Origin of the sequence: Caenibius sp. WL (assembly GCF_019803445.1) — a bacterium.
Taxonomy (GTDB): domain Bacteria; phylum Pseudomonadota; class Alphaproteobacteria; order Sphingomonadales; family Sphingomonadaceae; genus Caenibius.
In genome coordinates, this window is the sequence record NZ_CP081844.1 from 963,936 (window position 1) to 990,389 (window position 26,454).

Annotated in this window: 22 protein-coding genes; 11 read left to right on the plus strand and 11 right to left on the minus strand. The window is 63.6% G+C overall.

Features of this window, described 5'->3' with window-relative positions; all coding sequences use genetic code 11:
- Window positions 1–115 precede the first annotated feature (115 nt).
- The 5 genes from K5X80_RS04605 (at window position 116) to K5X80_RS04625 (ending at window position 7,543) form a co-directional block, all read left to right on the plus strand.
- The gene (locus tag K5X80_RS04605) at window positions 116–1,840 is read left to right on the plus strand and encodes an N-acyl-D-amino-acid deacylase family protein (RefSeq protein WP_222559673.1); all 1,725 of its coding nucleotides are present in this window, start codon (window positions 116–118) and stop codon (window positions 1,838–1,840) included.
- Window positions 1,841–1,861: 21 nt separating this feature from the next.
- On the plus strand, window positions 1,862–2,695 hold the full coding sequence (locus tag K5X80_RS04610; protein ID WP_222559674.1) for a TauD/TfdA dioxygenase family protein: 834 nt from the start codon (window positions 1,862–1,864) through the stop codon (window positions 2,693–2,695).
- Between the two features lie 100 nt (window positions 2,696–2,795).
- Complete coding sequence (locus tag K5X80_RS04615) at window positions 2,796–3,308, plus strand: hypothetical protein (protein ID WP_222559675.1); 513 nt, start codon at window positions 2,796–2,798, stop codon at window positions 3,306–3,308.
- Between the two features lie 119 nt (window positions 3,309–3,427).
- The gene (locus tag K5X80_RS04620; protein ID WP_222559676.1) at window positions 3,428–6,112 is read left to right on the plus strand and encodes a TonB-dependent receptor; all 2,685 of its coding nucleotides are present in this window, start codon (window positions 3,428–3,430) and stop codon (window positions 6,110–6,112) included.
- Window positions 6,113–6,181: 69 nt separating this feature from the next.
- Entirely contained in the window at window positions 6,182–7,543 is a 1,362-nt protein-coding gene (locus tag K5X80_RS04625; protein WP_222559677.1) for a spinster family MFS transporter, read from the plus strand.
- A gap of 42 nt (window positions 7,544–7,585) precedes the next feature.
- Here the strand turns inward: K5X80_RS04625 and K5X80_RS04630 are convergent, their stop codons facing one another.
- The 6 genes from K5X80_RS04630 to K5X80_RS04655 all read right to left on the minus strand — a co-directional run bounded on the left by K5X80_RS04630 (window position 7,586) and on the right by K5X80_RS04655 (window position 14,470).
- Window positions 7,586–8,422, minus strand: a complete 837-nt coding sequence (locus K5X80_RS04630) for a helix-turn-helix domain-containing protein (protein ID WP_222559678.1) — start codon at window positions 8,420–8,422, stop codon at window positions 7,586–7,588.
- A gap of 149 nt (window positions 8,423–8,571) precedes the next feature.
- Window positions 8,572–10,056 (minus strand): ANL family adenylate-forming protein, encoded by a 1,485-nt coding sequence (locus K5X80_RS04635; protein WP_222559679.1) that lies wholly within the window; start codon window positions 10,054–10,056, stop codon window positions 8,572–8,574.
- 2 nt (window positions 10,057–10,058) lie between these two features.
- The gene (locus K5X80_RS04640; RefSeq protein ID WP_222559680.1) at window positions 10,059–11,246 is read right to left on the minus strand and encodes an amidohydrolase family protein; all 1,188 of its coding nucleotides are present in this window, start codon (window positions 11,244–11,246) and stop codon (window positions 10,059–10,061) included.
- Window positions 11,247–11,372: 126 nt separating this feature from the next.
- On the minus strand, window positions 11,373–12,164 hold the full coding sequence (locus K5X80_RS04645; protein WP_222559681.1) for an enoyl-CoA hydratase/isomerase family protein: 792 nt from the start codon (window positions 12,162–12,164) through the stop codon (window positions 11,373–11,375).
- Complete coding sequence (locus tag K5X80_RS04650; protein ID WP_222559682.1) at window positions 12,161–12,976, minus strand: enoyl-CoA hydratase; 816 nt, start codon at window positions 12,974–12,976, stop codon at window positions 12,161–12,163. The genes K5X80_RS04645 and K5X80_RS04650 overlap by 4 nt, the downstream gene beginning before the upstream one ends.
- A 135-nt stretch (window positions 12,977–13,111) precedes the next feature.
- Window positions 13,112–14,470, minus strand: a complete 1,359-nt coding sequence (locus K5X80_RS04655; protein ID WP_222559683.1) for a spinster family MFS transporter — start codon at window positions 14,468–14,470, stop codon at window positions 13,112–13,114.
- A gap of 18 nt (window positions 14,471–14,488) precedes the next feature.
- Between K5X80_RS04655 and K5X80_RS04660 the strand changes: the two genes are divergently transcribed.
- On the plus strand, window positions 14,489–14,641 hold the full coding sequence (locus K5X80_RS04660; RefSeq protein WP_222559684.1) for a hypothetical protein: 153 nt from the start codon (window positions 14,489–14,491) through the stop codon (window positions 14,639–14,641).
- 65 nt (window positions 14,642–14,706) lie between these two features.
- Window positions 14,707–15,513, plus strand: a complete 807-nt coding sequence (locus K5X80_RS04665) for an SDR family NAD(P)-dependent oxidoreductase (RefSeq protein ID WP_222559685.1) — start codon at window positions 14,707–14,709, stop codon at window positions 15,511–15,513.
- 53 nt (window positions 15,514–15,566) lie between these two features.
- Here K5X80_RS04665 and K5X80_RS04670 read toward each other — a convergent pair whose 3' ends face one another.
- The 4 genes from K5X80_RS04670 to K5X80_RS04685 all read right to left on the minus strand — a co-directional run bounded on the left by K5X80_RS04670 (window position 15,567) and on the right by K5X80_RS04685 (window position 20,310).
- Window positions 15,567–16,364: a hypothetical protein gene (locus tag K5X80_RS04670; protein WP_222559686.1), complete on the minus strand. Its 798-nt coding sequence runs from the start codon at window positions 16,362–16,364 to the stop codon at window positions 15,567–15,569.
- 38 nt (window positions 16,365–16,402) lie between these two features.
- Complete coding sequence (locus tag K5X80_RS04675) at window positions 16,403–17,341, minus strand: NAD-dependent epimerase/dehydratase family protein (RefSeq protein WP_222559687.1); 939 nt, start codon at window positions 17,339–17,341, stop codon at window positions 16,403–16,405.
- A gap of 105 nt (window positions 17,342–17,446) precedes the next feature.
- A complete protein-coding gene (locus K5X80_RS04680; RefSeq protein ID WP_222559688.1) occupies window positions 17,447–18,223 on the minus strand; it encodes an SDR family NAD(P)-dependent oxidoreductase in 777 nt (258 codons plus the stop codon).
- Window positions 18,220–20,310, minus strand: coding sequence for an acyl-CoA dehydrogenase family protein (locus tag K5X80_RS04685; RefSeq protein ID WP_222559689.1), 2,091 nt, complete (start codon window positions 20,308–20,310; stop codon window positions 18,220–18,222). The genes K5X80_RS04680 and K5X80_RS04685 overlap by 4 nt, the downstream gene beginning before the upstream one ends.
- A gap of 238 nt (window positions 20,311–20,548) precedes the next feature.
- Between K5X80_RS04685 and K5X80_RS04690 the strand changes: the two genes are divergently transcribed.
- From K5X80_RS04690 to K5X80_RS04700, 3 genes are read left to right on the plus strand one after another with little or no spacing between them, the layout of a single operon-like run.
- A complete protein-coding gene (locus tag K5X80_RS04690; protein WP_222559690.1) occupies window positions 20,549–22,450 on the plus strand; it encodes a flavin-containing monooxygenase in 1,902 nt (633 codons plus the stop codon).
- Between the two features lie 40 nt (window positions 22,451–22,490).
- The gene (locus tag K5X80_RS04695; protein WP_222559691.1) at window positions 22,491–23,579 is read left to right on the plus strand and encodes a Zn-dependent alcohol dehydrogenase; all 1,089 of its coding nucleotides are present in this window, start codon (window positions 22,491–22,493) and stop codon (window positions 23,577–23,579) included.
- An 11-nt stretch (window positions 23,580–23,590) separates the two neighbouring features.
- The gene (locus K5X80_RS04700) at window positions 23,591–24,466 is read left to right on the plus strand and encodes an alpha/beta hydrolase fold domain-containing protein (protein WP_222559692.1); all 876 of its coding nucleotides are present in this window, start codon (window positions 23,591–23,593) and stop codon (window positions 24,464–24,466) included.
- Between the two features lie 96 nt (window positions 24,467–24,562).
- On the opposite strand, the gene K5X80_RS04705 is transcribed toward K5X80_RS04700, so the two are convergent.
- The gene (locus tag K5X80_RS04705) at window positions 24,563–25,063 is read right to left on the minus strand and encodes a nuclear transport factor 2 family protein (protein WP_222559693.1); all 501 of its coding nucleotides are present in this window, start codon (window positions 25,061–25,063) and stop codon (window positions 24,563–24,565) included.
- Window positions 25,064–25,505: 442 nt separating this feature from the next.
- Here K5X80_RS04705 and K5X80_RS04710 point away from each other — a divergent pair, with 442 nt between their 5' ends.
- Window positions 25,506–26,369: an outer membrane protein gene (locus K5X80_RS04710; RefSeq protein WP_222559694.1), complete on the plus strand. Its 864-nt coding sequence runs from the start codon at window positions 25,506–25,508 to the stop codon at window positions 26,367–26,369.
- The last annotated feature ends 85 nt before the right edge of the window (window positions 26,370–26,454 follow it).

Sequence of the window (26,454 nt, forward strand, 5' to 3'; positions counted from 1 at the left end):
AACTTGACTCAATCAGGCCTGCACTCATTCTTCCCCTATACCGGCTAGCCAGAATTCGCCCCGATCTTGCCTGACAGGACGGGGCACGCCGGACACAAAATGGGAGAAGCAGGTGGTGGAGTACGATCTCATCGTACGGAATGGTCTTGTGGTGGATGGTACCGGCCTGCCGCGCAGGCGGGTGGATGTCGGTGTAAAGGACGGTAAAGTTGCCGCGCTGGCCCATCTGGATGATTGCATCGCCAAGGAGGAAATCGAAGCCGCAGGCATGATCGTGGCGCCCGGCATCGTCGATCCGCACACCCATTATGATCCGCAGATCACGTTCGATCCCTATGCGACAATGTCGTGCTTCCACGGGGTGACTACGGTTCTGGCGGGCAATTGCGGTTTTTCCGCCGCGCCGGTGCGGCATGACGATACCGAGTTTCTGACGGATATCTTCGCCAGCGTGGAAGACATGAATCCCATCGCCCTGAGCGGTGTGCCGTGGGACAAGTTTGAGACCTTCCCGCAATATCTCGATGCGCTGAAAGGCAATCTGGGCGTCAACTTCGCCTGTTATGTCGGCCATTCGAACGTTCGCCGCTGGGTCATGGGCGAGGACAGCTACGAGCGTGAGGCAACCGAAGCTGAAATAGCCGAAATGCAGCGGATCGTGGCGGAAGCGATGGAAGCAGGGGCTTCCGGCCTGTCATCATCGGCCGCACCGACGCATCTGGATATCAAAGGGAGGCCGGTGCCTTCGCGCAAGGCGGCGAAGGAGGAGCTGATTGCGCTGGCGGCGACCGCCGGGCGCGTTCGCCCAGGCTCGCTTTGCTATCTTCCGGCCAGCGTGATCAGCGGGATTACCGATGACGATCTGCATCTCCTGCTGGAACTGGGGCAGGCGGGCGGCGTGCCGGTCGTGATTCAGGGGCTGGGAGGGCGCAGCAAGGTCGATGTACCGACGGCGGGCTGGGCCGAGGCGGAAAGGTTTCTCAATCGTGCGAACGAGGAAGGGGTGCCGATCTATTCGCTGTTGATGACGCGCCCGTTCGACCGGACGGTGGAAATCGGGCCGAACAACGTCCACTATCGCGCCTGCTTCGCTTTTCACGAACTGCTCAACCTGCCGGAAGACGATCGCCGAGCCGCGCTGCAGGACCCGGAATGGCGCGACCGTGTTCGCCATGCGGTGGAAAACTGCAATCGCGATCCGGACAAAGGCACTACGCTGCCGCCGCCGCAGTGGCCGAATGTCTATGTCGATCACGTCAATCACGCACGGAACAAGTGGGCGGAAGGCCAGTCGATCCAGCGGATCGCGGAGGAACGCGGCATTGCGCCGATGGATGCGATCCTCGATCTCGCGCTGGACGAGGATTTCGCCGCGAAGTTCCGCTGGCGCACCGAAACGGCGGATTGGACCGAGGCGGTCAATGTCGCGCAAGTCCATCCGAACATGATCGTGGGCGTGTCCGATGGGGGCGCGCATCTGCATAAGGATGATGGGGCGGACTGGAGCTCGTTCTTCCTGCGCACCTGGGTGCTCGACCGCAAGCGCTGGACGCTGGAAGAGGGCATCCGCCAGATTACCCAGGTTCCCGCCGCCATGCTCGGCTTCGGCGATCGCGGCACGCTCAAAGTCGGCGGCTGGGCGGATATCATGATTTTCGATCCGGAGACCATCGGCCCTTGGCGCAAGGAATTCGTTCGTGATCTGCCGGGCAATATCGGCCGGTGGAAAGCGCTCGGCAACGGGATCAAGGCCACCATCGTCAACGGCGTGCCGATCGTCCGCGATGGCCAACTGACCGGCGCCTTGCCCGGCCAGATCGTTTCCCCCGGCGCTGCCTGACCTGCCGCGAAAGGATATTTCATGATCGAAGTAACAAAGCTGACAGGCACCATCGGTGCGGAAATCCACGGTGTCGACCTGTCGCAGGAACTGCCGGAAGAAAGCGTGCGCACGATTCTTGATGCGTTGCACGCCAACTGCGTTGTCTTCTTTCGTAACCAGAAAGTGCTGTCCGACGAGGAGCACATGCGGGCCGGGCGCTATTTCGGCACGCTCGATATCTCCGAAATCCAGCCGAAACCCGGCGCTAATCACGAAGTGCTGGTGATGGATACGGATTCCGCCAAAGGGCGGGGCGCGGAGTATTGGCATCGCGACCGGACCTATCTGGAAGCGCCGCCGATGGGATCGCTCCTGCAATGCGTGAAGCGGCCCGAAGTGGGTGGCGACACCTGCTGGGCCAGTTCGGTGGCGGCATACGAAGCGCTGTCGAAGCCAATCCGCGATCTGATCGACGGGCTTTCCGCGCTCCATTCGATCCGGCCGCTGGCGGCGCGCAGCCGCGATGTGCAGAACGCCGTGGGCGACAAACTGGAAAGCTGGCCCACCGCCGTGCATCCGCTGGTCGAAGTGCATCCGGTCAGCGGACGCCGCGCGTTGAACGTCAATGCCAACTGGACGACCGAGATTATCGGCCTTTCGCAGGAAGAAGGGCGGATGCTGCTGGCTTTCCTGCTGGAGCATGTGAAGCGGCCGGAATTCCAGGTCCGGTTTCGCTGGAACGAAGGCGACGTGGCTTTCTGGGACAACCGCACTGCGCTGCACTGCGCGATCGCGGATTACGACACGAGACGGATCATGAAGCGCGTGGCTCTGGTGGGCCACCCGCCTCGGGGGCCGCGCATGCCGGATTGAGGGCGGTGCGCGCACATACCCCGCCCGGTGGCCGCTTCTCCCATCATCCAGCGGCCACCGGGATCGGATAGCGAAATGGAAGAGCGGAGGAGAGAGGACAATGGCGCGAGAGAACACGCAGTATCCGCTGCCGGGCATCAACGAGAAGGCCCGCTTCACCGAGCTGAAGGATCACAAATGGCAGATTGTGCGCCGGCAGAGCATCGCCGGGCGCGAAGTGGAAGCGCGCGAGAAGTGGATGGAATGGAACCCGCGCTACATGTCGCTCTACGCCGAATGGGGCCCAGGCATGATGATCCGCGCCCATGGCCACAACAGCGATCACATCGTGTTCGTGCTGGACGGGGAAATGACCTGCGGCGATCGCGTTTGTGGGCCGGGGACGCATATCGCACTGGACCATGGCGACACGTTCGGCCCTTTCATTGCCGGGCCTGACGGCTGCAAATCCTACATGATCATGATGGGCGATCCTGGATCGTTTCCCGCCGATCCGGAAGGGTTCGAAGCCTTGAGACGCGAACGGGGGGTGGAGCAGTTGCCCGATGTGCCGCTCGATCTGCCCGAATGGTTCACCGATCCGCGCAACGCCGTGACACAGGACGGATCGTAGGAGGGCATTGAAACAACCTTGCCCCGGCCCCGGAGAGTGCGGCCGGGGCATGCTTCGCAGGTGCGATGTTTCGTAATAATTTCAATTAAATCAATTATATAAAATAATGGGAGAATGCGATGTTGGGCAAGAGGAACGCGTTGTGCTGCACGGCGGTATCGGCGCTGACGCTGAGCTTGTTGGCCGCGAACGCGGCGCAGGCACAGGAGACAGGGCCGGATGGGCAGGCGCAGGCCAACAGTGGCATCAGCGGCAGTGGGATCGCGGATATCATCGTCACCGCCAACCGGCGCGAGGAAAGCGCGCAGACGGTGCCGGTAGCGATCACCGCAGTAACCGGGGAGCAGATACGTGAGCTGGGCATCGGCACGGGCGCCGATCTTACCGGTAAGGTCCCCTCGGTTTTCGTGTCTTCTGCCGGGACCACGCGCAATGTCGAAGTGATCGTCATTCGCGGCCAGGGGCAGACCTATCTCGCCCCGGTCGGCGTGGTGAACTATTTCAATGACGTGCCCCTGATCCAGGGCGGCATCACCGCTATCCAGGGCGCTCCGGGGATGTTTTTCGATCTGGAATCGATGCAGGTCCTGCGCGGACCGCAGGGCACGCTGTTCGGGCGCAACACAACGGGTGGGGCGGTGCTGCTTGGCCCGAAAAAGCCGACCAACGAATTCGATGGTTATGTGCAGGCGCAGATCGGAAACTACAAGGATCGCGAATTCGAAGGGGCGGTCAATCTGCCGCTGGTGGACGACAAGCTGGCGATCCGCGCCTCGTTCAAGAAGATGGATCGCGACGGCTATACCAAGGATGTCGGCCCACAAGCCTACAGCAAGGCGGGCGGATATCAGATCAACACGATCTGCGGCATGCCGCCGGAAGGTACGCTGGGCCGCTGTTCGCCGAGCGCCGGCTTCGCGGGCAAGGATTATGACGACCGTCATTACTGGCATGCCCGGATCGGTGTGCTGTTCAAGCCGACCGACGGAATCGAGAATTACCTTGTCGGATATTACGGCAAGTCGCACGATAACGGTTCGGGCTTCGTGCTTGACGGCCTGCGTGCCGATGCGCTGAACAACAACATGGATTTCAGCGTCGGCACGCTGGTCGGGGCGGCGACGTACAATCTCAACTATCCCGGAACACCGGTCAGTCTCACATCGGATCTGGCCCGCTATATCCAGACGGGCAACAGTCTTTCCCGGCAAGTGCTGGAACGGCAGCGCGCGCTGGGCGCACGCAGGACCGCGATGAACCATGATACATTCGAGCGGACCAAGGCATGGGGCCTGGTCAACACGCTCAATATCGATCTGTCCGATACGCTGCGCTTCAAGAGCATCACCGGCTATCAACGGCTGAAGCAGAATTTCAACTGGGAACTGGACGGTTCGATCCTGCCGTTGTTGTCGAACAGCCCGCCGTTCACCACTGCTGGCGCCAGCGCGCAGGCACCCGACTGGCTGGTGGGCCAGCCCGGCGATCCGGTGAATGTGACGAACCAGAGCCTGTTCAGCCAGGAACTGCAAGTGCAGGGCTCGGCGCTCGACAAGAAGCTCGAATACGTCATCGGCGGGTTCTACAGCCGCCAGAAGCCGGAAGGGTTGCAGGCCACCGGTTCGTTCAATTCCGGCACTGTTTCGGCCGGGCGGTTCTATTTCATCAAGACCACGGCAAAGGCGATTTTCGCACAGGCAACATTGGATTTCGGGGCTTTCGGGCCTGCGCTGGATGGGTTGCGCCTCACTGGCGGCATCCGCCGGACCTGGGACGATCTCACCGGTTCGCGGTTCGCGGACGATTATGTCGTGGCTCCGGTGGTGGAAGGCGACAAGCTGAAGTCCGCCGCGACCACCTGGACGGTCGGCCTCGACTATCAGGCAAGCCGCAGTTTGCTGCTCTATGGCAAAGTCACGCGCGGCTACAAGGCCGGGGCTTTCAACTACACCAGTCCTGACCCGCTACAGATGACGGCCAAGCCTGAATATGTCACCAGCTATGAAGCGGGCTTCAAATCCGATTTCGATCTCGGCGCCATGCCGGTTCGGCTCAACGCCAACATCTTCCACGTCGATTACAGCGATATCCAGAAATCGGCCGCGCTCAACGTACCCAATGGGTGTGACCAGCCGACCAGGCCGGCGCGCTGCGCGGTGGTGGGCAACACCACCGGGCTGGATCAGGGCGCGGTCGTGTTCAATGCCGAAAAAGCGGTGATGGACGGGCTCGAACTGGAACTGGTCATGCAACCGGTCGAAGGGTTACGGCTGACCGGCGGTTATTCCTATATCAAGGCGAAGTACAAGAAGTTCAATCAGGCGCTCAGCGGCACATCGTTGCAGAACCGGGTGGATACCTGCGATGGCGAGAAGGCGCTGACCTACGGCGTACCGCAGACGTTCGATTTCTCCTGCATTCCCTACAATCTCACGCCGAAGAACCTGCTCAATCTCGGCGCGCGCTATGAAGTGCCGCTATCGGGCGATGCGGGATCGCTGGTGTTCGGCGCGAACTATAGCTGGGTCGACCGGATCTACACGTCCGCCACGCGGACGGAGAAGGATGATCCCAACGCCTGGATACCGTCCTATGGCAAGCTCGACCTGTCGTTCGAATGGAACGGAGTCATGGGATCGAATTTCGATCTGCGGGTGTTCGGCACCAACGTGACCAACAAGCTCTACCGCGTGCATCGCTATCCGGGGCTCTACACGGCGACGGGTTTCACGACGTCGCTCTACGGCGAACCGCGCATGTATGGCGCTTCGCTGCGCTATCGCTTCGGCGCGAGCGCGGACTGACGAAGGCGAGCGAGGGGGCGGGGGCCCTTTTCGCCAAACCATGGCTAAGTGGGCTGGAGCGGGAACGACATGTTGGCCAAGAATGAAATCGCGCACGATGCCGGGATGGCGGTGAATGATCCGGCTCCGCCTGTTCGGGGGATAATGCTGATCACGCCTGCGCGGCGGCGGATAATGCTGGTGCTGTTGTGCGTGATCTATACGCTCAATTATCTCGATCGGCAGATCGTCGTGATCCTGCAGGAGCCGATCAAGAGCGAATTTCGCTTGCAGGACTGGCAACTCGGCTTGCTGACCGGCGGGGCCTTCGGGCTGTTCTACACGCTGATGGGGGTGCCGATCGCGCATTGGGTCGATCGTGGAGGCAACCGGGTGCGGCTGCTCGCCGGGATGCTGGCCGTATGGAGCGCCCTGACCGCGCTGTGCGGATTGGCGCGCAGCTACGGCTCCTTCTTTCTCGCGCGCATGGGGGTCGGCCTGGCGGAAGCGGGGTTTGCCCCGGCTTCGCAGGCGCTGATTTCCGATCTCTATTCCCGCGATGAGCGCCCGCGGGCCATGGGCCTGTTTTCCATCGGCGTGCCGATTGGGGTCATGGCGGGCATGGCGATCGGCGGGATCGTGGCGCATCAGACCGATTGGCGGGTCGCCCTGTTCGTGGCCGGATTTCCGGGTCTGATCGTGGCAATGCTGTTCGCAACATTCGCGCGCGAACCGGCGCGGGGTGCGAGCGAGGCAGAACGGGCGGTGCAGGAACAGGCTGCACCCCCGGTTTCGCTGTGGCGGGCGACAAGGATACTGGGGCGGCGTGCAGCCTTCGTTCACGTGATCGCGGGCACAGCGGTGACCGCGCTGGTCGAAATGGCCATGACCTCATGGATGCCGTCTTTCCTGATCCGGGCGCACGGCTTCTCCCTTTCGCAGGTTGGGGTTGGTTTCGGGTTGATTGCCGGGATCGGTGGGATCATCGGCACGATGGCGGGTGGCTGGCAGGGCAGCTATCTCGGGCGAAAGGGAATGCATCGCATGCTGTGGGTGCCGATTGCAGGCCTGCTGCTGTGCATCCCGCTATACCTCGCCGTGCTCTACATTCCCGATGGCCGGACCGCGCTGGCCTTGCTGATCCTGCCAACGATACTCGGCGCGTTCTGGACCGCGCCTGCCATTGCCTTGACCCAGAACCTCGCCCCGGTGGCCATGCGGGCGCGGGCGGCCGCGCTGCGTATCGTTGCCGCCAATCTGGTGGGCATGGCGCTCGGTCCGTTGCTGACCGGGGCGCTCAGCGATTGGTTCGCGACCGACGCCGGGAGCAATGCCATTGGTTTGCGCAATGCCCTGGCGGTGATGACGCTGCTGTTTATCTGGGCAGCGCTACACTGGGTTCTGGCGGTGCGGGCGCTGCGCCGCGAATTGCGGGAAGAAGCCGCTGATTGAACGGAAAGGAGCGGGGGAACGGTTCGTTGCGCCCCGCCGATCCTATTGAAGCTGCAACCCGCTGCGGCGCAAACTATCGCTGTGGCGGCAGATGACGGCCTGCATCGCCGACAGCATCCGGCGCACATCACCATCGCTGTGGAACAATGGATCGCCGACCACGCCCACCGCATGCGATGCCACACCATGGGGCAGGGGCAGCGGAATAGCGATGGAATCCACCGGTGCTTCCGCGCTCCGCCGGCACAAGGCGTAGCCCTGTATCCGGGTGCGGGCCACGCGGTCGATCAGGTTCTTCATCAGAGTGGGGCCCTTGGGCCCCAGGCCCAGGCGCTGGGCCCGGGTGGCAAGCTGGATGATCGCCACATTGGATTGCTGGGCCAGCATCGCGGCGGCGAAATTGGTGCCGGGGCGCCAGCTGTTCCGTTCGAACCACACCATTTCGTTGCGATAGCCCGGTTCGCTGTCAGGATGGGTCCAGCATCCGTGGATTTCTGCCACGCTTTCCAGCCAGCAGTCGTTCTGATGCGTGAGGAAGATGGTTGCGCCAGTTTCTTCCTGCATTTCATGCATCATCGCGGCGATATGGCCGCCGCCGAAGAAATCCTGCTCGATAGAATAAGCGCTCGCCACCAGCTTGTAGGACGGGGCGTAAAGCTTGGTGGCCTGACTATAGCTGAGATAACCGGCGGCCGCGAGCGTACGCAGAATCTCGTCAGCGCTGGAATTCGGGATGCCGAGCGCTTCGCTGATTTCGATCGTGCGCGCGGGGCGGCGCTGCCGCATGAAATACTCGATAACCTCAAGCGTGCGCACGCAGGATTTGACTTTGCTGCGGCTGACGAACTGGCCCTCGGTCCGCGACGACTGGGAACCCATGTCTTTCTCCATCTCCCAATGTTCGGCAAAGCGGCCCGGTCTGCGCCGGGCTCTGTCCGCTTGGCTTCGATCCTATCGCCCGGCTGATCGAACCGCAAGGGCAAGTGGCGCTGATTGGCTGCGAAAACGGTCCGCGCATCGCACCGGTTTCATGCGTCCTGCGTTTCGAACAGCGCTTTCACGTGCTGAAGGCTCACTTTGAGCGAAGGGGTGCGGGGCAGGGCATCGACAATGCGAATCTGCGCCGGAACGTGGGTGGGCGGCAACGTCTCGCGCAGCCATGCGGTCAGCGCCGCCGCGTCGACAGGTTGCGCCTGCGCGCGCAGTTCCACCGCGGCGACGGGAACCGCGCCCAAGCGCGCATCGGCCAGTCCCACGACCGAGGCATCGGCCACTGCCGGATGCTGGCGGAGCACGTCCACCACGCGTTCCGGCAGGATCTTGAACCCGCCGCGCACGATCGCTCCGTCGTTCCGGCCGCGATGGAACAGGAACCCGTCCTCGTCCAACATGACCAGATCGGTTGTCCGTACCCAGTCAGGGCGAACGGCGGGGCAGTGCACTTCCATCAGCCCTTCGCTTCCGGTGGGGACGGGATCACCCGTTTCCGGATCGACCGCGCGCACTGATACACCGGGCATGGGCAAGCCCGCGCTGCCACGCTTGGATGTGCCGAATTCGGCCCGCATCTGCGGCGTCCAGCGCACGATCGTGCCGCAGAACTCGGTTGCGCCCAGACCCCACAGGATCGGGATACCGTACCGTTCCTCGAACCGGTCCTGCAGATCGGGATCGAGATAGGCCGAACCGCCCGAAACGGACCGTACGCTTGCCATGTCCTCCGGGGCGACAGCGGCATCCATGATCATGGCGATGGCGGTGGGATTGAGGCCCAGTGTTGAAGGCCGGTGGCGGCGCAGGGCATCGACCAGCGCATCCACTGTGAAACGTTCCATGAGCACCAGCGGAGTGCCATGCACTGCGGCAGCGGTCAGCAGGCAGACCCCGCCCACCCCGCCTAGCGGCCAGATATTGATCTGCACTTCCGGCGCCGCGCCGGCTTCGCCGCCAGGGGCGCTCAGCACTGCCCGTTCGAGCAGACGCAGCGGCATGGCGATCCGCTTGGGCGTGCCGGTGGTGCCGCTCGACAACACTTCGATCGTGCCCTGATCGCTGCTTTCGGCGGGGCTCGATGCTCCGGTGCTGCGTTCCAGCCCCGGCACGGGGCGTGGGCCGGCCAGCAGGCTACCCAGGGCAATTCCGGCCATGCCTTGCGCAGCCACGGTTTCCTCGAATGCGGGCCAGTCTTCCGTGTCGGCCAGGATCGCGCCCGCGCCCAGACCGGTCAGATGTTCCGCCATCGCCGCGCGTGGAAGAAAGGGATAAATGAAACTGATCGAGCGGCGATGGGCCAGAAGGCCGACCACTGCCGCCGCATGGGCGATCCGGTTGCGGATGACGATGCCGACGCGGGCCTCTGGCGGGCAGCCCGCCGCGTCCAGCGCGGCCGCCACCGCGTCGCCGTAGCGCGCTATCTCGCCCCAGCTTGCCCACTGGCTGGCATATTCTATCCCGCGCTCGTTCGCCCGGTCGCGCAGCGTTGCGCGCAGTTGATCGATGACATCCCGCTCCACGCTCAATCCCGCCTGCCTTCCAGGAGCCCCTTGAGGTTCAACGACATGATACGCTCTTTCGCGGCCATGTCGAACGTGGTCAGTTCGTCGAGGAAATCGAGCGGATGGGCTGCCCCTTCGGGATGCGGGAAATCGCTGCCGAAAAGGATGCGGTTGACCTGCATGTGCCGGCCCAGTTCCTCGAAATTGTCCTCCACGAAAGGTGCGACGAAGATATTGCGGTGAAACGTCTCCACCGGGTCCGCTTTGAATTTCTGCGGCATCTGGCCATAGACATGGCGCAGCGTATCGATCAGTGGGGCCACCCATTTGGCGCCGTTTTCCACGCTGGCCACCCGCACATCGGGAAAGCGGTCGAACACCCCGCCGCAGATGATCGCTGCGATCGTGTCGGCGATGGCGCGTTCGATGATCCGCAGGCAATTGACGAAAGGATCGGATTCGAACGGCAGCCATTCGGCCCCGCCGGTCCACATGGTGATGAGATTGTCGTAATCCGAGTTCGAAGCGTGGATCGAGACGAAAATCCCGGCTTCGTTGATGCGGGCCCAGAACGGATCGAAATCGGGCAGGCCCATGGAGCGTCCGCCGCGATAGCCCGGCACCGGGGAGGGGCGGATGCACACAGTGCGCGCGCCTTCCTTGATCAGCCAGTCGACTTCGGCGAGCGCCCGATCCATGTCCGCTAGCGAAACCACCGGCACGGCGAAAATCCGGCCTTCGCGGGCGAAGCCCCATTCTTCCGCCGTCCACTGGTTGAGCGCGTGCAGCGCATCGTGCAGGAAGTCGTGATTGTAGGACATGCGGTTCTCGATTACCGAAAACAGCGTGGGGAACATCAGCGCAGCGTGGATTTCGTGCTCGTCCAGCACCGCCAGCCGTTCCTGCCCGTAACGCCATGCCGGTGGAGGCACCACCGGCGCGCCGGTCAACTGGCGCAGGCTCAACCCTTCGGGATTGTCCGCCTTGTAGTACTTCACGTGCGTGCCGGGTGCAGCCACGCGTTCGAAAGTCGGATTGGGAATGTAATCCGAAATCTGCCCATTGATGGCCAGCCGTTTGCGTCCATCGATTTCCACGAAGCGGAAATCCTTGTGCCATTTCTTGGGCAGATGGCGAAACAGAGCGTCTTCCGGCTCGTAGAAGTGGTTGTCCGCATCATAGACGGGGAAAGGAAGTTTCGTACTCATATCGTCACCAAAGCATCGGCCGTGCAAGGCCAGTTTCATACCATGCCTTTCCCACCTGTGCGGGCCGTTCCGCAATCTGACTCCCGGCCTTTCCGGATAGGTGGAACGCACGGGGCAAACAGGCGCTCATCGGCCGAGGAAACGAGGCTCGCGCCGTTCCAGGAACGCCTTGGCCGCTTCTCCCGCATCGTGGGACAGCAGGCTGATCGTGGCGTTGGCGTTGGCTTCTGCGGCCATACTTTCTTCAAAGCCGATATCTGCGGCGGCGTTGAGATTGCGCTTCATCGCGGCAAAGGCGCTGGTCGGGCCGTTCGCCAGCCGCGAGGCCAGCGCATTGCAGGCCTCGTCCAGCGCATCGTCTTCCACCAGTTTCGCGATCAGGCCGATGGCCAGCGCGCGCTCGGCACCCACCGGCTCGTCCAGCAGGAACAGTTCGCGCGCCCGCGCCGCGCCGAGCAATTGGGTGAGGAGGTAGCTGCCGCCAGGATCGCCGCAGCGGCCCGCGCTGGCGAAAGCCAGCTTGAAGCGCGCGCTGCGCGAAGCGATGCGCAGGTCGCAGGCGGCTGCCATCACGATGCCGCTGCCGGCCACCGGCCCTCGGATGCAAGCCAGTGTGGGCTTGGGCATGCGGCGTAGAAGCACCGGAATTTCGCCATGGAGGGAAAGAATCGCTGCCGCCTCGTCGGGGCGCATCGGCGCGTCACGCTCTTCCTTGCCGCTGTCCAACAGATCGTGCCCGGCGCAAAACCCCCGCCCGGCCCCGGCCAGCACGACGCAGCGCACGGCGGGATCGGTGGACCAGCGCCGCAACGTGGCGCCGATCTCCTCCAGCATCGCCATGGTCAGCGCGTTGAGCCGGTCCGGCCGGTTGAGCGTCAGCCGGGCGATGCCGCCGTCTATCCGCGTCAGGATGCTCATGCCTTGCCTTTCACCGCTTCCATGCCTGAAACGATGAACTGGCCAGTCTGCGCATAGGCCGAGGCATGGCCGAGCTGGTGAATATCGAAGCAGCTTTGCAGCGCCGCCTGCTGGCCCATGACATCGAGCGTCTGGTTGACTGCCCGCTTGGCCATGGCCAGCGCATGAGGATGCATGCGTGCGATTTCTTCGGCCAGCGCGCGGCTTTCCTTGTCGAGATCGGCGCGGGGCACCACGCGGTTGACCATGCCGCGCCGTTCCGCTTCCGCCGCATCGATAGGGCGGGCGGTGAACAGCATTTCCTTCGCCTTGCGCGCGCCCAGTTCCCAGGTGTGCCCGTGATATTCGACGCCGCCGATGCCCATCAGGACCACCGGATCGGAAAAGCGCGCGTCGTCCGCCGCCACGATCAGGTCGCAAGGCCAGGCTAACAGCAGTCCGCCTGCAATGCAGGCCCCTTGAACCGCCGCGATGGAAGGCTTGGAAATATCGCGCCAGCGGCGCGAATAGCCGAGGTAATACTTTGCTTCCCATTCATGAATGCCCAGCAGGCCGCGTTCCGGAATGGTGCCTGCGATCCGGCGAAACGATCCTTCGCGGATCGCTTCGGGGCTGACATCGTGCCCGGCGGAGAAATGTGGCCCTTCGGCGCGCAACAGGATGACACGCACCGCCTCGTCCTCTGCCGCCCGCTCCCAGGCGGCGTTCAACTGTTCGAGGAAAAGCTGGTTCTGGGCATTGCGCTGCTCGGGCCGGTTCAGCGTGATCGTGGCGATTCCGGCCTCGGCGGAATAGAGGATGTATTCAGCCATGATGATCTCCTTTGCTTGTCGCGATGGCGCAACGTGCGGATCGGGAAGAGCCCCAACCTGTGCCGTTCCAGATAGTCGGAAGCGGGTGGGGGCGGTTGACGCGGAGGGGTGTCCATGGGCGGGGGACGGCCTGTGTCAGGACTGCCCGGCGGCGTTCTCCCGTGTTTCGCGTTGCAGGTGACGCGCGGCAAGGAACAGGTGCAGCGCGCCCCAGGCGAGCGTGAAAGTGACGCAGATCAACGCATCGCGCAAGCCGGTCGCGGCGTCCCCACGCAGTGCGGCAAAACTGTCGCTCAGGATGCCGAGTACCAGAGGCCCCATCGACACGCCGACGAGATTGGCGAAAACGACGTATATGGCGCTGGCGCGTGCGCGCATCGCGACCGGGGCGAGCCCTTGCGACAGAGCGATGGACGGGGCGGTCCACAGCCCGCCGAAGATCAGCGGCACGATCATGAGCAGGAGCATGGCCTGCCCGCTGCCCGCCATCAGCGCGAGGCATTGCAGCGGAATCATCGCCAGCGTACCGGCGACCGGTATCCACAGCATCCCTTGGGGTTTCTGACCGCCGAAGCGGGTAGCCTGCCAGCCGCCCGCGACCGTTCCCGCCATGCCGCACAGCCCGCTTAACAGGCCGAGGCTCAACCCGGCTTCCGCCAGATTCATGCCGTGCCCCCGGATCAGATAGCTGGGCAGCCACGCCATGACCCCGGCCTGCGCGAAGGAACAGACCGACGCGCCGAGCAGGACATGAACGAAGGCGCGGCGCCGGGCGAGAATGCGTAAGGCTTCGGCAAAACCGACCGGGCTGGCCGCCGCGGGCGGAGTGTCATCCATGCCGCCGCGCAAAGGCTCACGCGTGAGCATCGGCAGCAGAAAAGCGGCGATCAAACCTGGGGCACCAGCAACGAACAGCGCGGTACGCCAGTCCGTCAGCTGCGCGACGATGCCGCCGAGCGAGAGCCCAGCCATGATGCCCACAGGCACGCCGATGGCGAACAGGCCCATCGCCTGCGGCCGTTCGCGGGGCGGGTACATGTCGGACAGCAGCGAATGCGCGGCCGGGGTAAAGCCCGCTTCGGCCAGACCCACCCCCATGCGGGCGAGGAAGAACTGGCCGAAATTGCGGGTGATGCCGCACAGGATGGTCATCACGCTCCACCCGGCGGTCAGCACGGCGATCAGGCGCACGCGATTGATCCCACGATCGATCCACTGCGCGATCGGGATGCCGAGCGACGTGTAGAACAGGCCGAAAGCTCCGCCCGTGACCAGCCCGAGCTGCCAGTCGGCCAGTCCGAAATCGGCCTTGATCGGTTCTTGCAGAATCACGACGATCTGGCGGTCGAGGTAATTGAGCGTGTAGATCACGGCGAGCAGGAACAGCATCAGCTTGCGCCGGGCGAGCACTTGCCCGGCACCACCGGTGGCGGCTGGTGGAATGGGTGGCGCGCCCGTCATGGCGAAAGCGGGCGTATGCTGCTCCTGGGACATATTTCTCCGTTTCCGCGCGTGCGCCAGATTTTCGCCAAGGAGCGGCAGAGCGCGGGTCCGATCAACGGATCAGCGGGATTTTCCGGCCATCCGGAAACCGGCCCCACTTCTGCCTCCGCATGGGCGGAAAACGCCATGCCCCGCTATCATGGTGGCGCGGCCCGGATGTAGGGACGGGTATGGCGAAGTCCGCGGGCTTGGTATCTGTTCGCGCATGATCTTGGGAGGAGATGAGAATGACGGTGTCGATGTTCGGCCTGGAAGGCAAGAAAGCGCTCATCGTTGGCGGCGGTCGTGGCATGGGGGAATCCAGCGCGCTGCTGCTGGCCGAAGCCGGGTGCGATATCGCGGTATTGGACAACGAGGCGGACCGGGCGGAGCATGTGGCCGATGCGGTGCGGGCGGTGGGCCGCAAGGGGATCGCGATCACGGCGGATATCCTTCAGGATGAGGCCGTGCGCAGCGCGGTGCGAGAGGCAGAGCAGGCGCTTGGCGGGCTGGATATCCTCGTCACCATCGTCGGGCAGGCACTGTTCAAGCCGTTGCTCGATGTCAGCCCGGAGGAATGGGATTCCGAACAGAACCGCAATCTGCGCTATTTCTTCACCACGGCGCAGGCGGCCGCCCAATCGATGATTGCGCGCGGCGTGGCCGGTTCGCTGGTCTGCGTGGGCTCGGTCGATGGCCTGCAGGGTGCGCCCTATCATGCGGCTTATGGCGCTGCGAAAGCGGGGCTCATGCATCTGGTCAAATCGATGGCGGCCGAATGGGGGCGCCAGAATCTGCGTGTCAACGCGGTGGTGCCGGGCAGCATCACCACCCCCCGTTTGCCGGAAACGCCGGAATCGCGCGCTGTGATGGAAGAAAGCGTGATTCCGATCGGGCGGGCGGGCACGACGCGCGAGGTGGCCGGGGCGGTGCTGTTCCTGGCTTCGGAACTGTCGACTTATGTGACGGGCCATGCCCTGCTGGTGGACGGCGGATGGATGGCGGCCAATCTGTTCGATCCGCGCGTCATGGCGACCAAGAAAAGCAAGGGCTGAGACCTGCTTGTGGAACGGGCGGCCCGGCCGCCCGTATGATTGGCCTTGGCCGCTTATTCCAACTGATCGGTATAGGTATCGGTGCCGAAAACGGTGGCACGAAAGGGGGAAGCGAAGGACACCGAGCCGAGCCCTGCGCTATCCAAGGCGTGGGCGAACGGGAGATAGCGGTCTTCCCAAATCGTCTGTGGAGCCTCGACGGTAAAGCTCAGGAACAGCACGTGATTGCCTTCGCTGGCCGGTACGTCCGCCGGGCGGGTCGGGTCGAGCGGCATGGGAGAACCCATCATCGCGACATCGCCGGGGCACTCCTGCGCACGGAGCCACGCGGCGACATCCGCCTTGCTCTTGCCCGGTGCCAGATCGACGAGGAATGCGGCCACCCCGCCATAAGGACGGTCGAGCGCCAGCTCGATCGGCATGGTGCTGCCGGGTGCATTGTATTCTTCGTTGAAGCGATAGAAGCCGGTGTGGATATGATCGCGTTCCTGGAACATCCGGCCCTGTGCGTGAAGGTCTTTGACCTGCCGCACCGCCCAACGATCCCAATCGGCGTGATGCCCGTCAAGAATCCAGTAAAGCGCGAGGTAGGAGCCTTGCTCTACCGGGCGCGAACCGTTGCCGATCCGTTTGCCCTTGTCTTCCCGCGTCGCAACGAAGCGGTTGCCCGCCAGCGTCCATTCCCCGATCATGCAGCCGCTGTAGAAATGATCGCGTTCGTACCAGCGATTGTAGGCAACTTCGTATCCCGGCCGCGGCTCGACCATGGTGAAAAGGAGCGAGCCCAGGCGAATGGGCCGCTGATCGCGGGGCAGATCGGGGGTGTCATAGCGTTGTTCGCAGTTTTTCATGGGATTCCTCTCTTTCCGGCAGGGCCCGATGCATACGGTCAGCGCGGGCCCGATATGTCCTGTTTCTGCGCGGGTTGGGCGGCATGTGCGCGGTAGACGGCATGGCCGATATCGCTCATGATATCCTCGTGGTGCGGTTGCCAGCCCAGTTCGCGCCGCGTGCGCGGGCTGCGCGAACGGCTGCAAGTGGCCATGCCGATCAGCGTGGCGAACTTGCCCCAGCGTTCTACCGCGTCGGCAAAATCGATGCTGCGTGCAGGCACGCCCATGTCCCGGGCGACCGCTTCGGCCAGCGTGCGGTTATTCACTTCCCCCGCCACGGCATGGTAGAGCGCGCCCGCCGTGCCCCGTTCCAGCGCGAGGCGATAGACTTGGGCCAGATCGTCAACATGGACGTTGGAATAGAGATTGAGGCCAGGGCCGAGATAGCCGACTTCGCCCAGCGTTCCGGCATCGCGGTAGAAATGGCGCAGATGGCCGCAGCCGCCGTGGCCCCAGATCATGGGTGGCCGGACCACCATGGCCCGCACCGTGCCCGACCAGCCCGCCGTGCGCACCAACGTTTCGGTGATCAGCCGCTCTCCGATATATTTTGAAGGGACGAAGGCATCGTCTTCGGCGAAGGTATCCTCGCTCCAGCGGCCATCGGTGCGTTGGGATAGCAGACCGGTTCCGCTGGTGAAGATCAGCGTGCGGCCTGTGCCTTTCAGCGCGGCGGTGAGAGCGGAAAGGCAGGCGAACTCTTCCTCCAGTGGAAGCTGGGCAGCGTAGATCACCGCATCATGTTCGCGGGCCAAGGCAAGAACACCATCTCTATCGGCAAGATCGCCACGCAGCGGCTGCCCGCCAGCTTCTGCGACGATCGCATCCTTGCCCGCCGACCGGCTGAGGCCGCTGACTGCAAGGCCCGCATCGCTCAGACAGCGGGTGATACGTGCGCCGAGATAGCCTGTCGCTCCGATGACCAGTACGCGCATGTCGCCTCCCTCTTCATCGCAGCAAAGCGGGGTGAGGCATGCGTTTCAATGCCGCGCCATGCTTTTTCCGGATTGCTGGAAGGGCGCGGGGCGTTTGAGATCAGATCAGGGGCGCATGGTCACGCCGCCGTTGACCGATAGCGTCTGACCGGTGATCCATTCCCCGTCGCGCGACATCAGCATGGCGACCATGGCTGCGATATCGCGGCTTTCCCCGGCCCGGAAGCTTCGCGTGCCTTCCACCGCCATCGCACGCTGCGCATCATCCATCCGGCTTTGCAATTGCGGAGTCAGGACGAGCCCGGGCAGGATTGCATTGGCGCGCACGCCTTCACGGCCCCAGCGGCTGGCGACATGGCGCATCAGCGCGTTGATCGCGGATTTGGTCATGGCATAAGTGACACGCTGCGGCTCGCCGACATGCGCCGCATCGGAACTGGTATAGACGATAGCTCCCCGGTTCGCGATGATCTGCGGCAGGGCATAACGGGTTACAAGCACGGCACCGCGCATGTTGACCGCCACCGTGCGGTCGAAAATGCCCATATCGATGTCGAGAACGTTGCTGTCTTCCTGCAGCGCGTGCATGTCCGCCGCATTGGCGAACAGGTGATCGATCCGGTCATACGTAGCGATTGCGGCGTCCACCAATGCCTGCACCGAAGCCTCATCCGATTGGTCATAGCGCACGGCGGTGCAATCGCCGCCAGCTTGGCGGATTGCCTCGGCGGCTTCCTCGGCCGCGGAAAGGACAATATCGCCCAGGACGACCCGGCATCCCTCCGCAGCAAGCCGTCGGGCCGCCTCGTCCCCGATGCCGCCGCCACCGGCGATCAGCACGACTTTCCCGGTCAGGCCCCGGTCGGGCACGGCGCCGGTCATCGCGGCATCCCCAGTTCGTATTGGGCGATGATCGATTTGTGCACTTCGCTGGTGCCGCCATAAATCGTTTGGCCGATGGATTGCCTGTGCATGCTTTCGATCTCCGTGAGGGCCGGGGTGAGATGAGCGAGCGAGGCGGGGGCGGTGAGAGCCACCAGATCCGCTGCATCGCGCATATAGCTTTCGGTCGCAAACAGCTTGGCCATCGGGCCCGTCGCCCGGCCCAGTGTGCCATCCGCCCCGGCCTGCGTCGCGCGGCGGCAGAGCAGGTCCGCGATTTCAAGATGTGTGCGGGTTTCGGCAAGGCGGACACGCACATCGGGGCGATCGATCGGTCGTTCGCCGTCTGGGCCGGGTGCTATGGCCCATTCTTCCGCCGCTTCCATCAGGCTGTGATGGTGGATGTGATAGCCTTCGCCGCCATGTTCGATTTCCATCGCGGCCGCCATCACTGCCAGGCCGCCGTTGACTTCGCCTAGCCGGTAGCGGTCGGGCACCCGCACTTCGTCGTAGAAAGTGATATTGGTCCGTTCGTCCTGCAAAGTGTGGACCGGCTGGACCGAAACGCCGGGCAGATCCATCGGCACGAAGAAGATCGTCAGCCCCGCATGTTTGGGCGCGTCGGGATCGGTGCGGGCCAGCAGCAGGACATAATCGGACAGATGCGCCCCGGTGGTGAACATCTTCTGCCCGCTGATGATCCATCCGCTGCCGTCCCGATCGCGGACCGCGCGGGTACGTGCGGCATACATGTCCGATCCCGATTCCGGTTCCGTAAACCCGAGGCAGGACAGGGCGCTGCCATCGGCGAGGCGGGGCAGCACTTCGGCCTGCAATTCCGATGTGCCGAACTTCATCACCATGCGCGCGCCCATGTTGGTGCAGCCGATCGGCACGCGGGTCCACCGGAACTGTTCGAAAACCCGGCCCAGCGCGGTGATTTCCATCGCACTGCGTTCTTCCCCGCCCCATTGGCGTGGCCAGTCCGGATAGGCGAAGCCGGCGGCGGCGAGCTGGCGATGAAAAGTGGGATCGTGCCCTTCGGTGGAATGGTGGGCATGGGCGCGCAGGTTCGGTGTCATCGCTTCCTCGAAGAAACGCCGCACCTCGTCCGCATAGGCTTCTGCCGCCTCACCCATGCCCATTTCAATGCCAGTGGCACCCGCTTCGGGCAAGGGAATCCGTTGTCCTGCCCACAGCCGTTCCCCCACTTGCGCCAGCCGCAGTGCCGGATCGCCGTCGGCCAGCGCCATGCGGTTGATCGCGAGGAAATAGAGATGGATGTCGTATTCGGTCGACAGGCCATAGCCGCCGAAGGTGCGCAGCGCGCGGGTGACGGCAATGCGGGCGCTGCGGGCTGTCCACCAGTCGGCCATGGCGACAAGGGCCGCGGAATTGCCGCGCCCCTTCGCGATGGCGCAGATGGCGTTCCACACCAGCAGCCGCCCGCCTTCGCAATCGGTGATCGCTTCGGCGAGGGGGTGGGCAATGCCCTGGAAGCTGCCGATCGGCTTGCCGAACTGCTTGCGTTCGGACGCATAGGCCGCGGCCAGTTCTATGGCCCGGGCGGCAGCGCCAACCAGCCACGCGGCGCGCAGAATGGTGCATTCGGCACGTGCAGCGGCATAGGCCGTGGTTGCCGCTTCACCTTCCGCCAACAGGTGGCGGCTTCCATCCGTGCCAATAGCCAGCACTCCGCCAGCTTCGTTCACGATCTGCATCGCACCTGCAACGGGGGCGAAAGCAATCGGTGTGGCACTGCTTTCTGCCAGCAGGGCCAGGGCCTTCGCCCCGCCGAGCAGGGCGAGAAGGCGGCAGGCGGCAATCCCGTCCGCCAGCGGCACCGGGGCAACGCCGCGCCCGGCCGCTTCACAGACCAGTGCCGCATCGAACAGCCCCGCATCCAGCCCACCTGCCGTTTCCGGCACGCGCATCTGGACGAAACCCATTTCGGCAGTTTCGCGCCACAGGTCCGCATCGGCCACGTGACTTGCTGCGCGTGCCCGAGCCACCACGGTGTCGTTGTCGAAGAAACGCAGCGCCGTTGCAGACATCAGCGCCTGCTGCTCGTTCAGGTCCAGCTTCATTGTGTGTCCATCTTGCAGCCGGACATGTTCCGGCCCCTGTCGCTTCTGCTTGGCCTTTATGACCCGGGGTCTGTCAATTTGCAGGCCCCGCTTTCCGATTATCCGGAACGGTGTGTATCGTGCGGGCCGCGATGGGCAGGTGTGTGCTTTCCGAAAGGGCGGAACAGGGGCAGTCAGGCTACCGGCCTGCGCCAAAATTCGACATTGCAACAACGCAAACAAGTTCTGGGAACGATGCATGGCGACAATAGAGGCAGTGGATACGGCGTTCATCCGGCGCGCGGTGGAACTGGCGGATCTGAATGCGGTGCGCGTGGCGCTCTATCAGATGACGGACGACCCAGCCTTGGCGGCCTTGCCCCCGGCCGCGCAGATGGACGAAGCGCAGAAGGCCGGGCTGATCGACCGGGCCGTTGCCTGGCTGGCGGACAACGCATCGGGCCAGATGCCCGCGGAGCCGGAACCGGCTCGTCTGCGCGAACTGATGACACTCGCCACCGGGCGGCCGATGACGGACGACGAGTTCGAGGCGCGCCGCGATCTCGCGGCATTCCGCCGTTACCCCTTTGCGGTGGAATGGGAAGGGAAGCATCCCCCTGTGCCGGAAGGCTTCAGCGTGGCGATTATCGGCAGCGGCTTTTCCGGCATCGCAGCCGCCGTACAGTGCGAGATACTGGGCATTCCCTACACCGTTTACGACCGGCAGCCGGAAGCGGGCGGCACCTGGTCGATCAATCGCTATCCCGAAATCCGAGTCGATACTCCGTCGATCACTTACGAATTCAGCTTCGAGAAGCGGTATCCGTGGGATGAACATTTCGGCCGGGGGGAGGCGGTTCGCGGCTATCTGAACCACGTCTCCCGCAAATACGGGGCACAGGCCCACACGCGGTTCGGCCATGATCTGATATCTGGCACGTTCGATGCCTTGCGCAACCGCTGGACGCTGCGGTTCGATACGCCCGAGGGCGAGCGGACCGCCCACGCGACAATCGTCATCACCGCAAGTGGGACATTCGCCAATCCCCGGATTCCCGATTTTCCCGGCAAGGACGATTTCAGGGGGCTGATCGTCCATCCCTCACGCTGGCCCGAAGGGCTGGACCTGCAGGGCAAGCGGATCGCGATTATCGGCAACGGGTCCACGGGGGTGCAGATGCTGCGCGCGCTGGCGCGCGATGCGGCGCAGGTCCACGTCTTCCAGCGCACGCCGCAATGGATCAGCCCGCGTGAGAAATATGGCGCGCCGATGGAGCGGGAAGTAAGCTGGCTGGTCGACAACCTGCCGGGCTACTGGAACTGGTGGCGCTATATGGCCACGGCTGCGCTGTTCGATATCCATGCGCTGCAAGTGCCGGATGCCGCGTGGCAGGCCAGTGGCGGCAAAGTGAATCCCGCCAATGATGCGCTGCGCGACACGCTGACCCAGTATATCCATCAGCAGACCGGTGGCCGCGCCGATCTGATCGAGCGGCTGGTGCCGGATTACGCGCCGTTTTCCCGCCGTCCGGTGGTGGATAACGGCTGGTATCAGGCGCTGACGCGGGACAACGTCGAACTGGTGTGCGATTCCATCGAGCGGCTGGTGCCGGAAGGGATCGTGACGGAGGATGGCCATGTGCGGGAAGTGGACATCATCATCGCCGCCACCGGCTTCGAAGTCGCGAAATACCTCTGGCCCGCGCGTTACACCGGTGCCGGCGCGCGCGATCTGCACGATACTTGGGAAGCGGGCGATGGCCCGCGCGCCTATCTCGGCATGATGGTGCCCGATTTCCCCAATCTGTTCATGCTTTATGGTCCCAATTCGCAGCCGCTGTCGGGCGGGACGGGGCTGCCGCAATGGTACATGGTCTGGGCTGCCTATGCCGGGCGCTGCATGATGCGGATGATCGAACAGGGTGCCGACCGGGTGGAAGTGAAGCGCGAAGCGTTCGAACGCTACAATCGCGCGTTGGACGAGGAAGCGTCGAATCTCCTGCAACTGACTCCGGAAGGGGGCGTGGATCGCAATTACTACGTCAATGCCAAGCATGGCCGCTTGCAGGTGAACGCGCCGTGGCAGAGCCCAGATTTCCACCGCATGTGCACGGTGGTCGAATGGGACGACCTGATCCTGTCACGAAGCGCGGATGCATAGCGGGCAGGACAGCACACAAAAGCAAGCGGGAGAGATTTGAATGCGCGCATTGATCCATGAAGGCGAAGGCAGGATTCGCTACACCGAGAGCCTGTCGGTGCGCGAGCCTGAGAAGGATGAAGTGCTGGTTCGCATCGTCGCTAGCGGCATCTGCCACAGCGATATCAGTGTGATGAACGGCACGATCGAATGGCCCGCCCCGGCGGTGCTGGGGCACGAAGGCGCCGGGGTGATCGAGCAAGTGGGCGCCGGGGTCACCGGTCTTGCGCCCGGCGATCATGTGGTGCTGCATACCCTGGCCTATTGCGGCCATTGTGCGCACTGCGACACGGGCAAGCCGACGCATTGCCGCTCCACGCTGGGCAATCGATCGCAACCGTTCACGCAGGACGGCGCGGCGGTCTCCAATTTTGCGGCCACGTCGACCTTTGCCGAATACACCGTCGTCAAGCAGCAGCAGGTGGTGAAAGTCGATCCGGCCATTCCGCTGGACGTGGCCTGTGTGGTCGGCTGCGGTGTGTTGACCGGGGTCGGCTCTGTCCTTCACCGCGCGAATGTGGCGGCGGGCGATACGGCGGCTGTCTTCGGCGTGGGCGGGATCGGCCTCAATGTCATTCAGGGCTTGCGGCTTGCCGGGGCCGCGCGGATCGTGGCGGTGGACCTGCTGGCTTCGCGCGAGGATCTGGCCCGCGCGTTCGGCGCGACCGATTTCGTCGATGCCACACAGCACGATGCGCCAGCACGGATCAAGGAACTGTTGCCCGATCCCCTGCCATGGGCGGCGGGGGTCGACTGGGCGTTCGAATGTTCCGGCAGCCCGGTGGCGCTGGGCAATGCCACGGCGTCGCTTGGGTGGGGTGGCAATTGCGTGATCGTCGGCACCCCCAAGGCGACTGCCACGCTCGAACTGCCGATCATGCCGATGAGCATGGTCGATCGGGGCATCATGGGCGTCCGCTATGGCACCTCGCAGCCGCACCGGGATATTGCGGTCTATCTCGACCTCTACCGCACCGGCCAGTTGAAGCTGGAGGAGCTTGTGACCAGGCGTTATGCGCTCGATCAGTATGAAGAAGCGTTCCACGATCTGGAAAGCGGCAAGCTCGCGCGCGGCGTGTTCGTGTTCTGAGCGGGGACGGCATGATGGATGAGGAGCGCAAGCCCCATTGGGCCCTGCCGCCGCTGCGTGCGGGGCACGCTGCCGATGCCACGCTGTTGCAACGGCGTGCCGCCGTCGAAGCAATGCCGCAGGGGGAAGGTATTCAGCCGGACGATAGGGTGATCGGTGGCGTCCGTTGCCTTGTGGTTGGCCCGGATACGGCAGATCATTTGGCGGGGGGTACTTTGCTCTACTTCCACGGCGGCGGGTATCGCCTGGGATCGCCATCGGCGTGGTTGGACTATGCGCGGCGTCTGGCTAACGTGGCGGGGCTGCGCATCGTGCTGCCCTTCTACCGCCTCGCCCCCGAACATCCTTTTCCGGCGGCGTTGTATGATGCCGTGGCGGTCTATCGTGCGCTGCGAGAGGAAGGCCCGGTCCTGGTGGGCGGGGATTCGGCAGGGGGCGGGCTTGCGGCTGCGCTTTGCCTCGCGGCTGCCCGTGCGGAGCAGCCGGTGGCCGGCGCCATCCTGATCTCGCCGATGCTCGACATGATGGCCCGTGACCGGACTTATGACGACAACGCGGCGCGGGATGCGCTCTTTTCCCGGGCGGCGGTTCGGGATGCGGCGGCGCTCTATCTGCAAGGGCATGCGGTGGACGACCCGCTGGTATCGCCGCTGTGCGCGGATCCGGCCATGTTCCCACCGATGCTGCTGCTGGTTGGAGGGGTGGAAGTGCTGCTGGGTGAAGCGTTGGCTTTTGCCCAGGCTCTGGCGCTGGCGGATCGCCCCGTCACGCTGCATGTCGCAGGGGGTATGGGGCACGTCTGGCCGATGATGGCTCCCGCCACGCCTGAAGCGGCCGAGGCATTCGCTGCTATCGCCGCATGGTGCCGGGGGTGCCACGGAGATTGACGGGATAGAGCGAATGCACCCGCTGAATACGGGCGCGGCGCGGCATTTTGCGCAAGGCGTTAGGCAGTCGGATGCATCCTGCTCCCGTTCAGGAAGTTACTTCGGCAGAGTTCCATATTCCATCGGCGGGCCGAACTTCGAAAACAGGTGGCTGTGTAGCTCGACCGGTTCCTTGCGATATTCGACCTTTTCAAAAGCCCTGACATAGCCGCTGTGGAGGATTTTCCATTCGCCGTCACGGCGGATGTAGCGGTCCTGATAGAAAGCCGCCCCCTGCGTTTCGCGGTTGGTCGCCATGTTCACCGCCCAGTCGATCATGTACCAGCGGCCTTCGGCGTTATCTTCGTCATGGACCGTGATTTCGGGCATCAGCGCCAGGTGCATTCCGACATACTGGTTATTCTGCATCTGGCTGAGCAGGCCGACGATCTCTTCCCGATCAGCCGCTTCATAGAGGTAGCTGCCGCCTTCGTAGCGGATCGTTGCCTCGGGGACGAAGCAGGCGCGCAACCCGTCGCTGTCGCCGCTGTCGAGCATCCGCATGTAGCGATGCTTGAGCATCTTGATCCGTTCGATATCTTCCAGCCGCAAGGTCATGCCTGTCTCCCATGCTTTGAGGTGTGCTTCTGACCAAAGCGCCGCCCGACATCAAGGGCTTGGGCGTTCGCATCGTCGGACTTGATGACCAGCCGCTACAATCATGCTGTCCTATGGGGCGTTGTCCGCAGTGGGAAACGGGTTGTTGCGCCACGTTTGCCAAAACAAGGAAGGAGGGGAAACAATATTGCATTCCCAGTACAAAGATCTTGCGACGCGGATGGCAGGACAACGCATGTTACACGTCTTCACTCGACTTGGGATCGCATGATTGCGGATATCGACCGCCGCCGCAGGCCATGGAAAGAACCCGATCGGACATGGCAAGATGTGTCTCTTGGGCAACAAGATTGTGCTGAATCAAAAAAAGAGAAACTTTATCATAGTCGCTGAGTTGTGGCTGTGTCAGAAAGTTCAACGCGGGTAAGAAGGGAGAGTAAGTATGCGTAAGCTTCTTCTCGCCGCAGTAGCAACTGCGGCATTGTCCACTCCAGCACTGGCACGAGATAATCAGCCATATGTCGGAATCGAAGGCGGCGTCGTTTTCGGGCAAAAGACCGATATCGATCTCAATGTCTTCAACGAGCGTACCAATATCCGGTACGACGACGGTCTGAGCATCAAATACAAGAAGCCCGGATGGGAAGTCGATGGCATCGTCGGCTATGACTTCGGCATAGTCAGGGCCGAGGCTGAAGTCGGCTACAAGCGGCTCAAGGCCAAAAGCATCAGCTTCAGCCCCGCATTTGCCGCCGATCACAATCTGCCGGACACCGGGCCGTACGATCTCGACGGCTTCGGCAGCAACAAGGCAAGTGTTCTGTCCGGAATGGTGAACATGCTGTTCGACCTCGGGGATGAGAACGGCCTCAGCTACTATGCGGGCGGCGGTCTGGGCCGGGCCCGGGTCAAGATGCTCGGTGGCAAGGACAGCGCCTGGGCATGGCAGCTTATCGCCGGCGTGCGTTATGCGCTGAACCAGAATGTCGATATCGGCCTCAAGTATCGCTACTTCAACACCGGCCGTCTCCGGTTTAGCGATAGCGAGTTCGACACGGATAGCCAGGTCGGTACGGTCGGCTTCGAAGGGCGCGGCAAGCTGCGCACGCATAGCGTTCTTGCCACTTTGACCTACAATTTCGGTGCACCGGCTGCAGAGCCCGCACCGCCGCCACCCCCGCCGCCTCCGCCGCCCCCGCCTCCGCCGCCTGCTACGCAGACGTGCCCGGATGGGACGGTCGTGCGTGTGGATCAGGGGTGCCCCCCGCCGCCTCCGCCGCCTCCGCCGGCGCCTGAGCGCGGGTAAGCAATCCGGCCGGATAGGGCCAAGGGGAACGAAGGGCGGGGCCTTGTGGCCTCGCCCTTTTTTCATGAGTAACCAATGCTGGCGC

Bases quoted from the DNA above. Each gene is read 5' to 3' on its own strand.
- K5X80_RS04610 (WP_222559674.1), top strand. From the start codon at position 1,862: ATGATCGAAGTAACAAAGCTGACAGGCACCATCGGTGCGGAAATCCAC.
- K5X80_RS04615 (WP_222559675.1), top strand. From the start codon at position 2,796: ATGGCGCGAGAGAACACGCAGTATCCGCTGCCGGGCATCAACGAGAAG.
- K5X80_RS04620 (WP_222559676.1), top strand. From the start codon at position 3,428: ATGTTGGGCAAGAGGAACGCGTTGTGCTGCACGGCGGTATCGGCGCTG.
- K5X80_RS04625 (WP_222559677.1), top strand. From the start codon at position 6,182: ATGTTGGCCAAGAATGAAATCGCGCACGATGCCGGGATGGCGGTGAAT.
- K5X80_RS04630 (WP_222559678.1), bottom strand. From the start codon at position 8,422: ATGGGTTCCCAGTCGTCGCGGACCGAGGGCCAGTTCGTCAGCCGCAGC.
- K5X80_RS04640 (WP_222559680.1), bottom strand. From the start codon at position 11,246: ATGAGTACGAAACTTCCTTTCCCCGTCTATGATGCGGACAACCACTTC.
- K5X80_RS04645 (WP_222559681.1), bottom strand. From the start codon at position 12,164: ATGAGCATCCTGACGCGGATAGACGGCGGCATCGCCCGGCTGACGCTC.
- K5X80_RS04650 (WP_222559682.1), bottom strand. From the start codon at position 12,976: ATGGCTGAATACATCCTCTATTCCGCCGAGGCCGGAATCGCCACGATC.
- K5X80_RS04655 (WP_222559683.1), bottom strand. From the start codon at position 14,470: ATGTCCCAGGAGCAGCATACGCCCGCTTTCGCCATGACGGGCGCGCCA.
- K5X80_RS04665 (WP_222559685.1), top strand. From the start codon at position 14,707: ATGACGGTGTCGATGTTCGGCCTGGAAGGCAAGAAAGCGCTCATCGTT.
- K5X80_RS04670 (WP_222559686.1), bottom strand. From the start codon at position 16,364: ATGAAAAACTGCGAACAACGCTATGACACCCCCGATCTGCCCCGCGAT.
- K5X80_RS04675 (WP_222559687.1), bottom strand. From the start codon at position 17,341: ATGCGCGTACTGGTCATCGGAGCGACAGGCTATCTCGGCGCACGTATC.
- K5X80_RS04680 (WP_222559688.1), bottom strand. From the start codon at position 18,223: ATGACCGGCGCCGTGCCCGACCGGGGCCTGACCGGGAAAGTCGTGCTG.
- K5X80_RS04685 (WP_222559689.1), bottom strand. From the start codon at position 20,310: ATGAAGCTGGACCTGAACGAGCAGCAGGCGCTGATGTCTGCAACGGCG.
- K5X80_RS04690 (WP_222559690.1), top strand. From the start codon at position 20,549: ATGGCGACAATAGAGGCAGTGGATACGGCGTTCATCCGGCGCGCGGTG.
- K5X80_RS04695 (WP_222559691.1), top strand. From the start codon at position 22,491: ATGCGCGCATTGATCCATGAAGGCGAAGGCAGGATTCGCTACACCGAG.
- K5X80_RS04700 (WP_222559692.1), top strand. From the start codon at position 23,591: ATGATGGATGAGGAGCGCAAGCCCCATTGGGCCCTGCCGCCGCTGCGT.
- K5X80_RS04705 (WP_222559693.1), bottom strand. From the start codon at position 25,063: ATGACCTTGCGGCTGGAAGATATCGAACGGATCAAGATGCTCAAGCAT.
- K5X80_RS04710 (WP_222559694.1), top strand. From the start codon at position 25,506: ATGCGTAAGCTTCTTCTCGCCGCAGTAGCAACTGCGGCATTGTCCACT.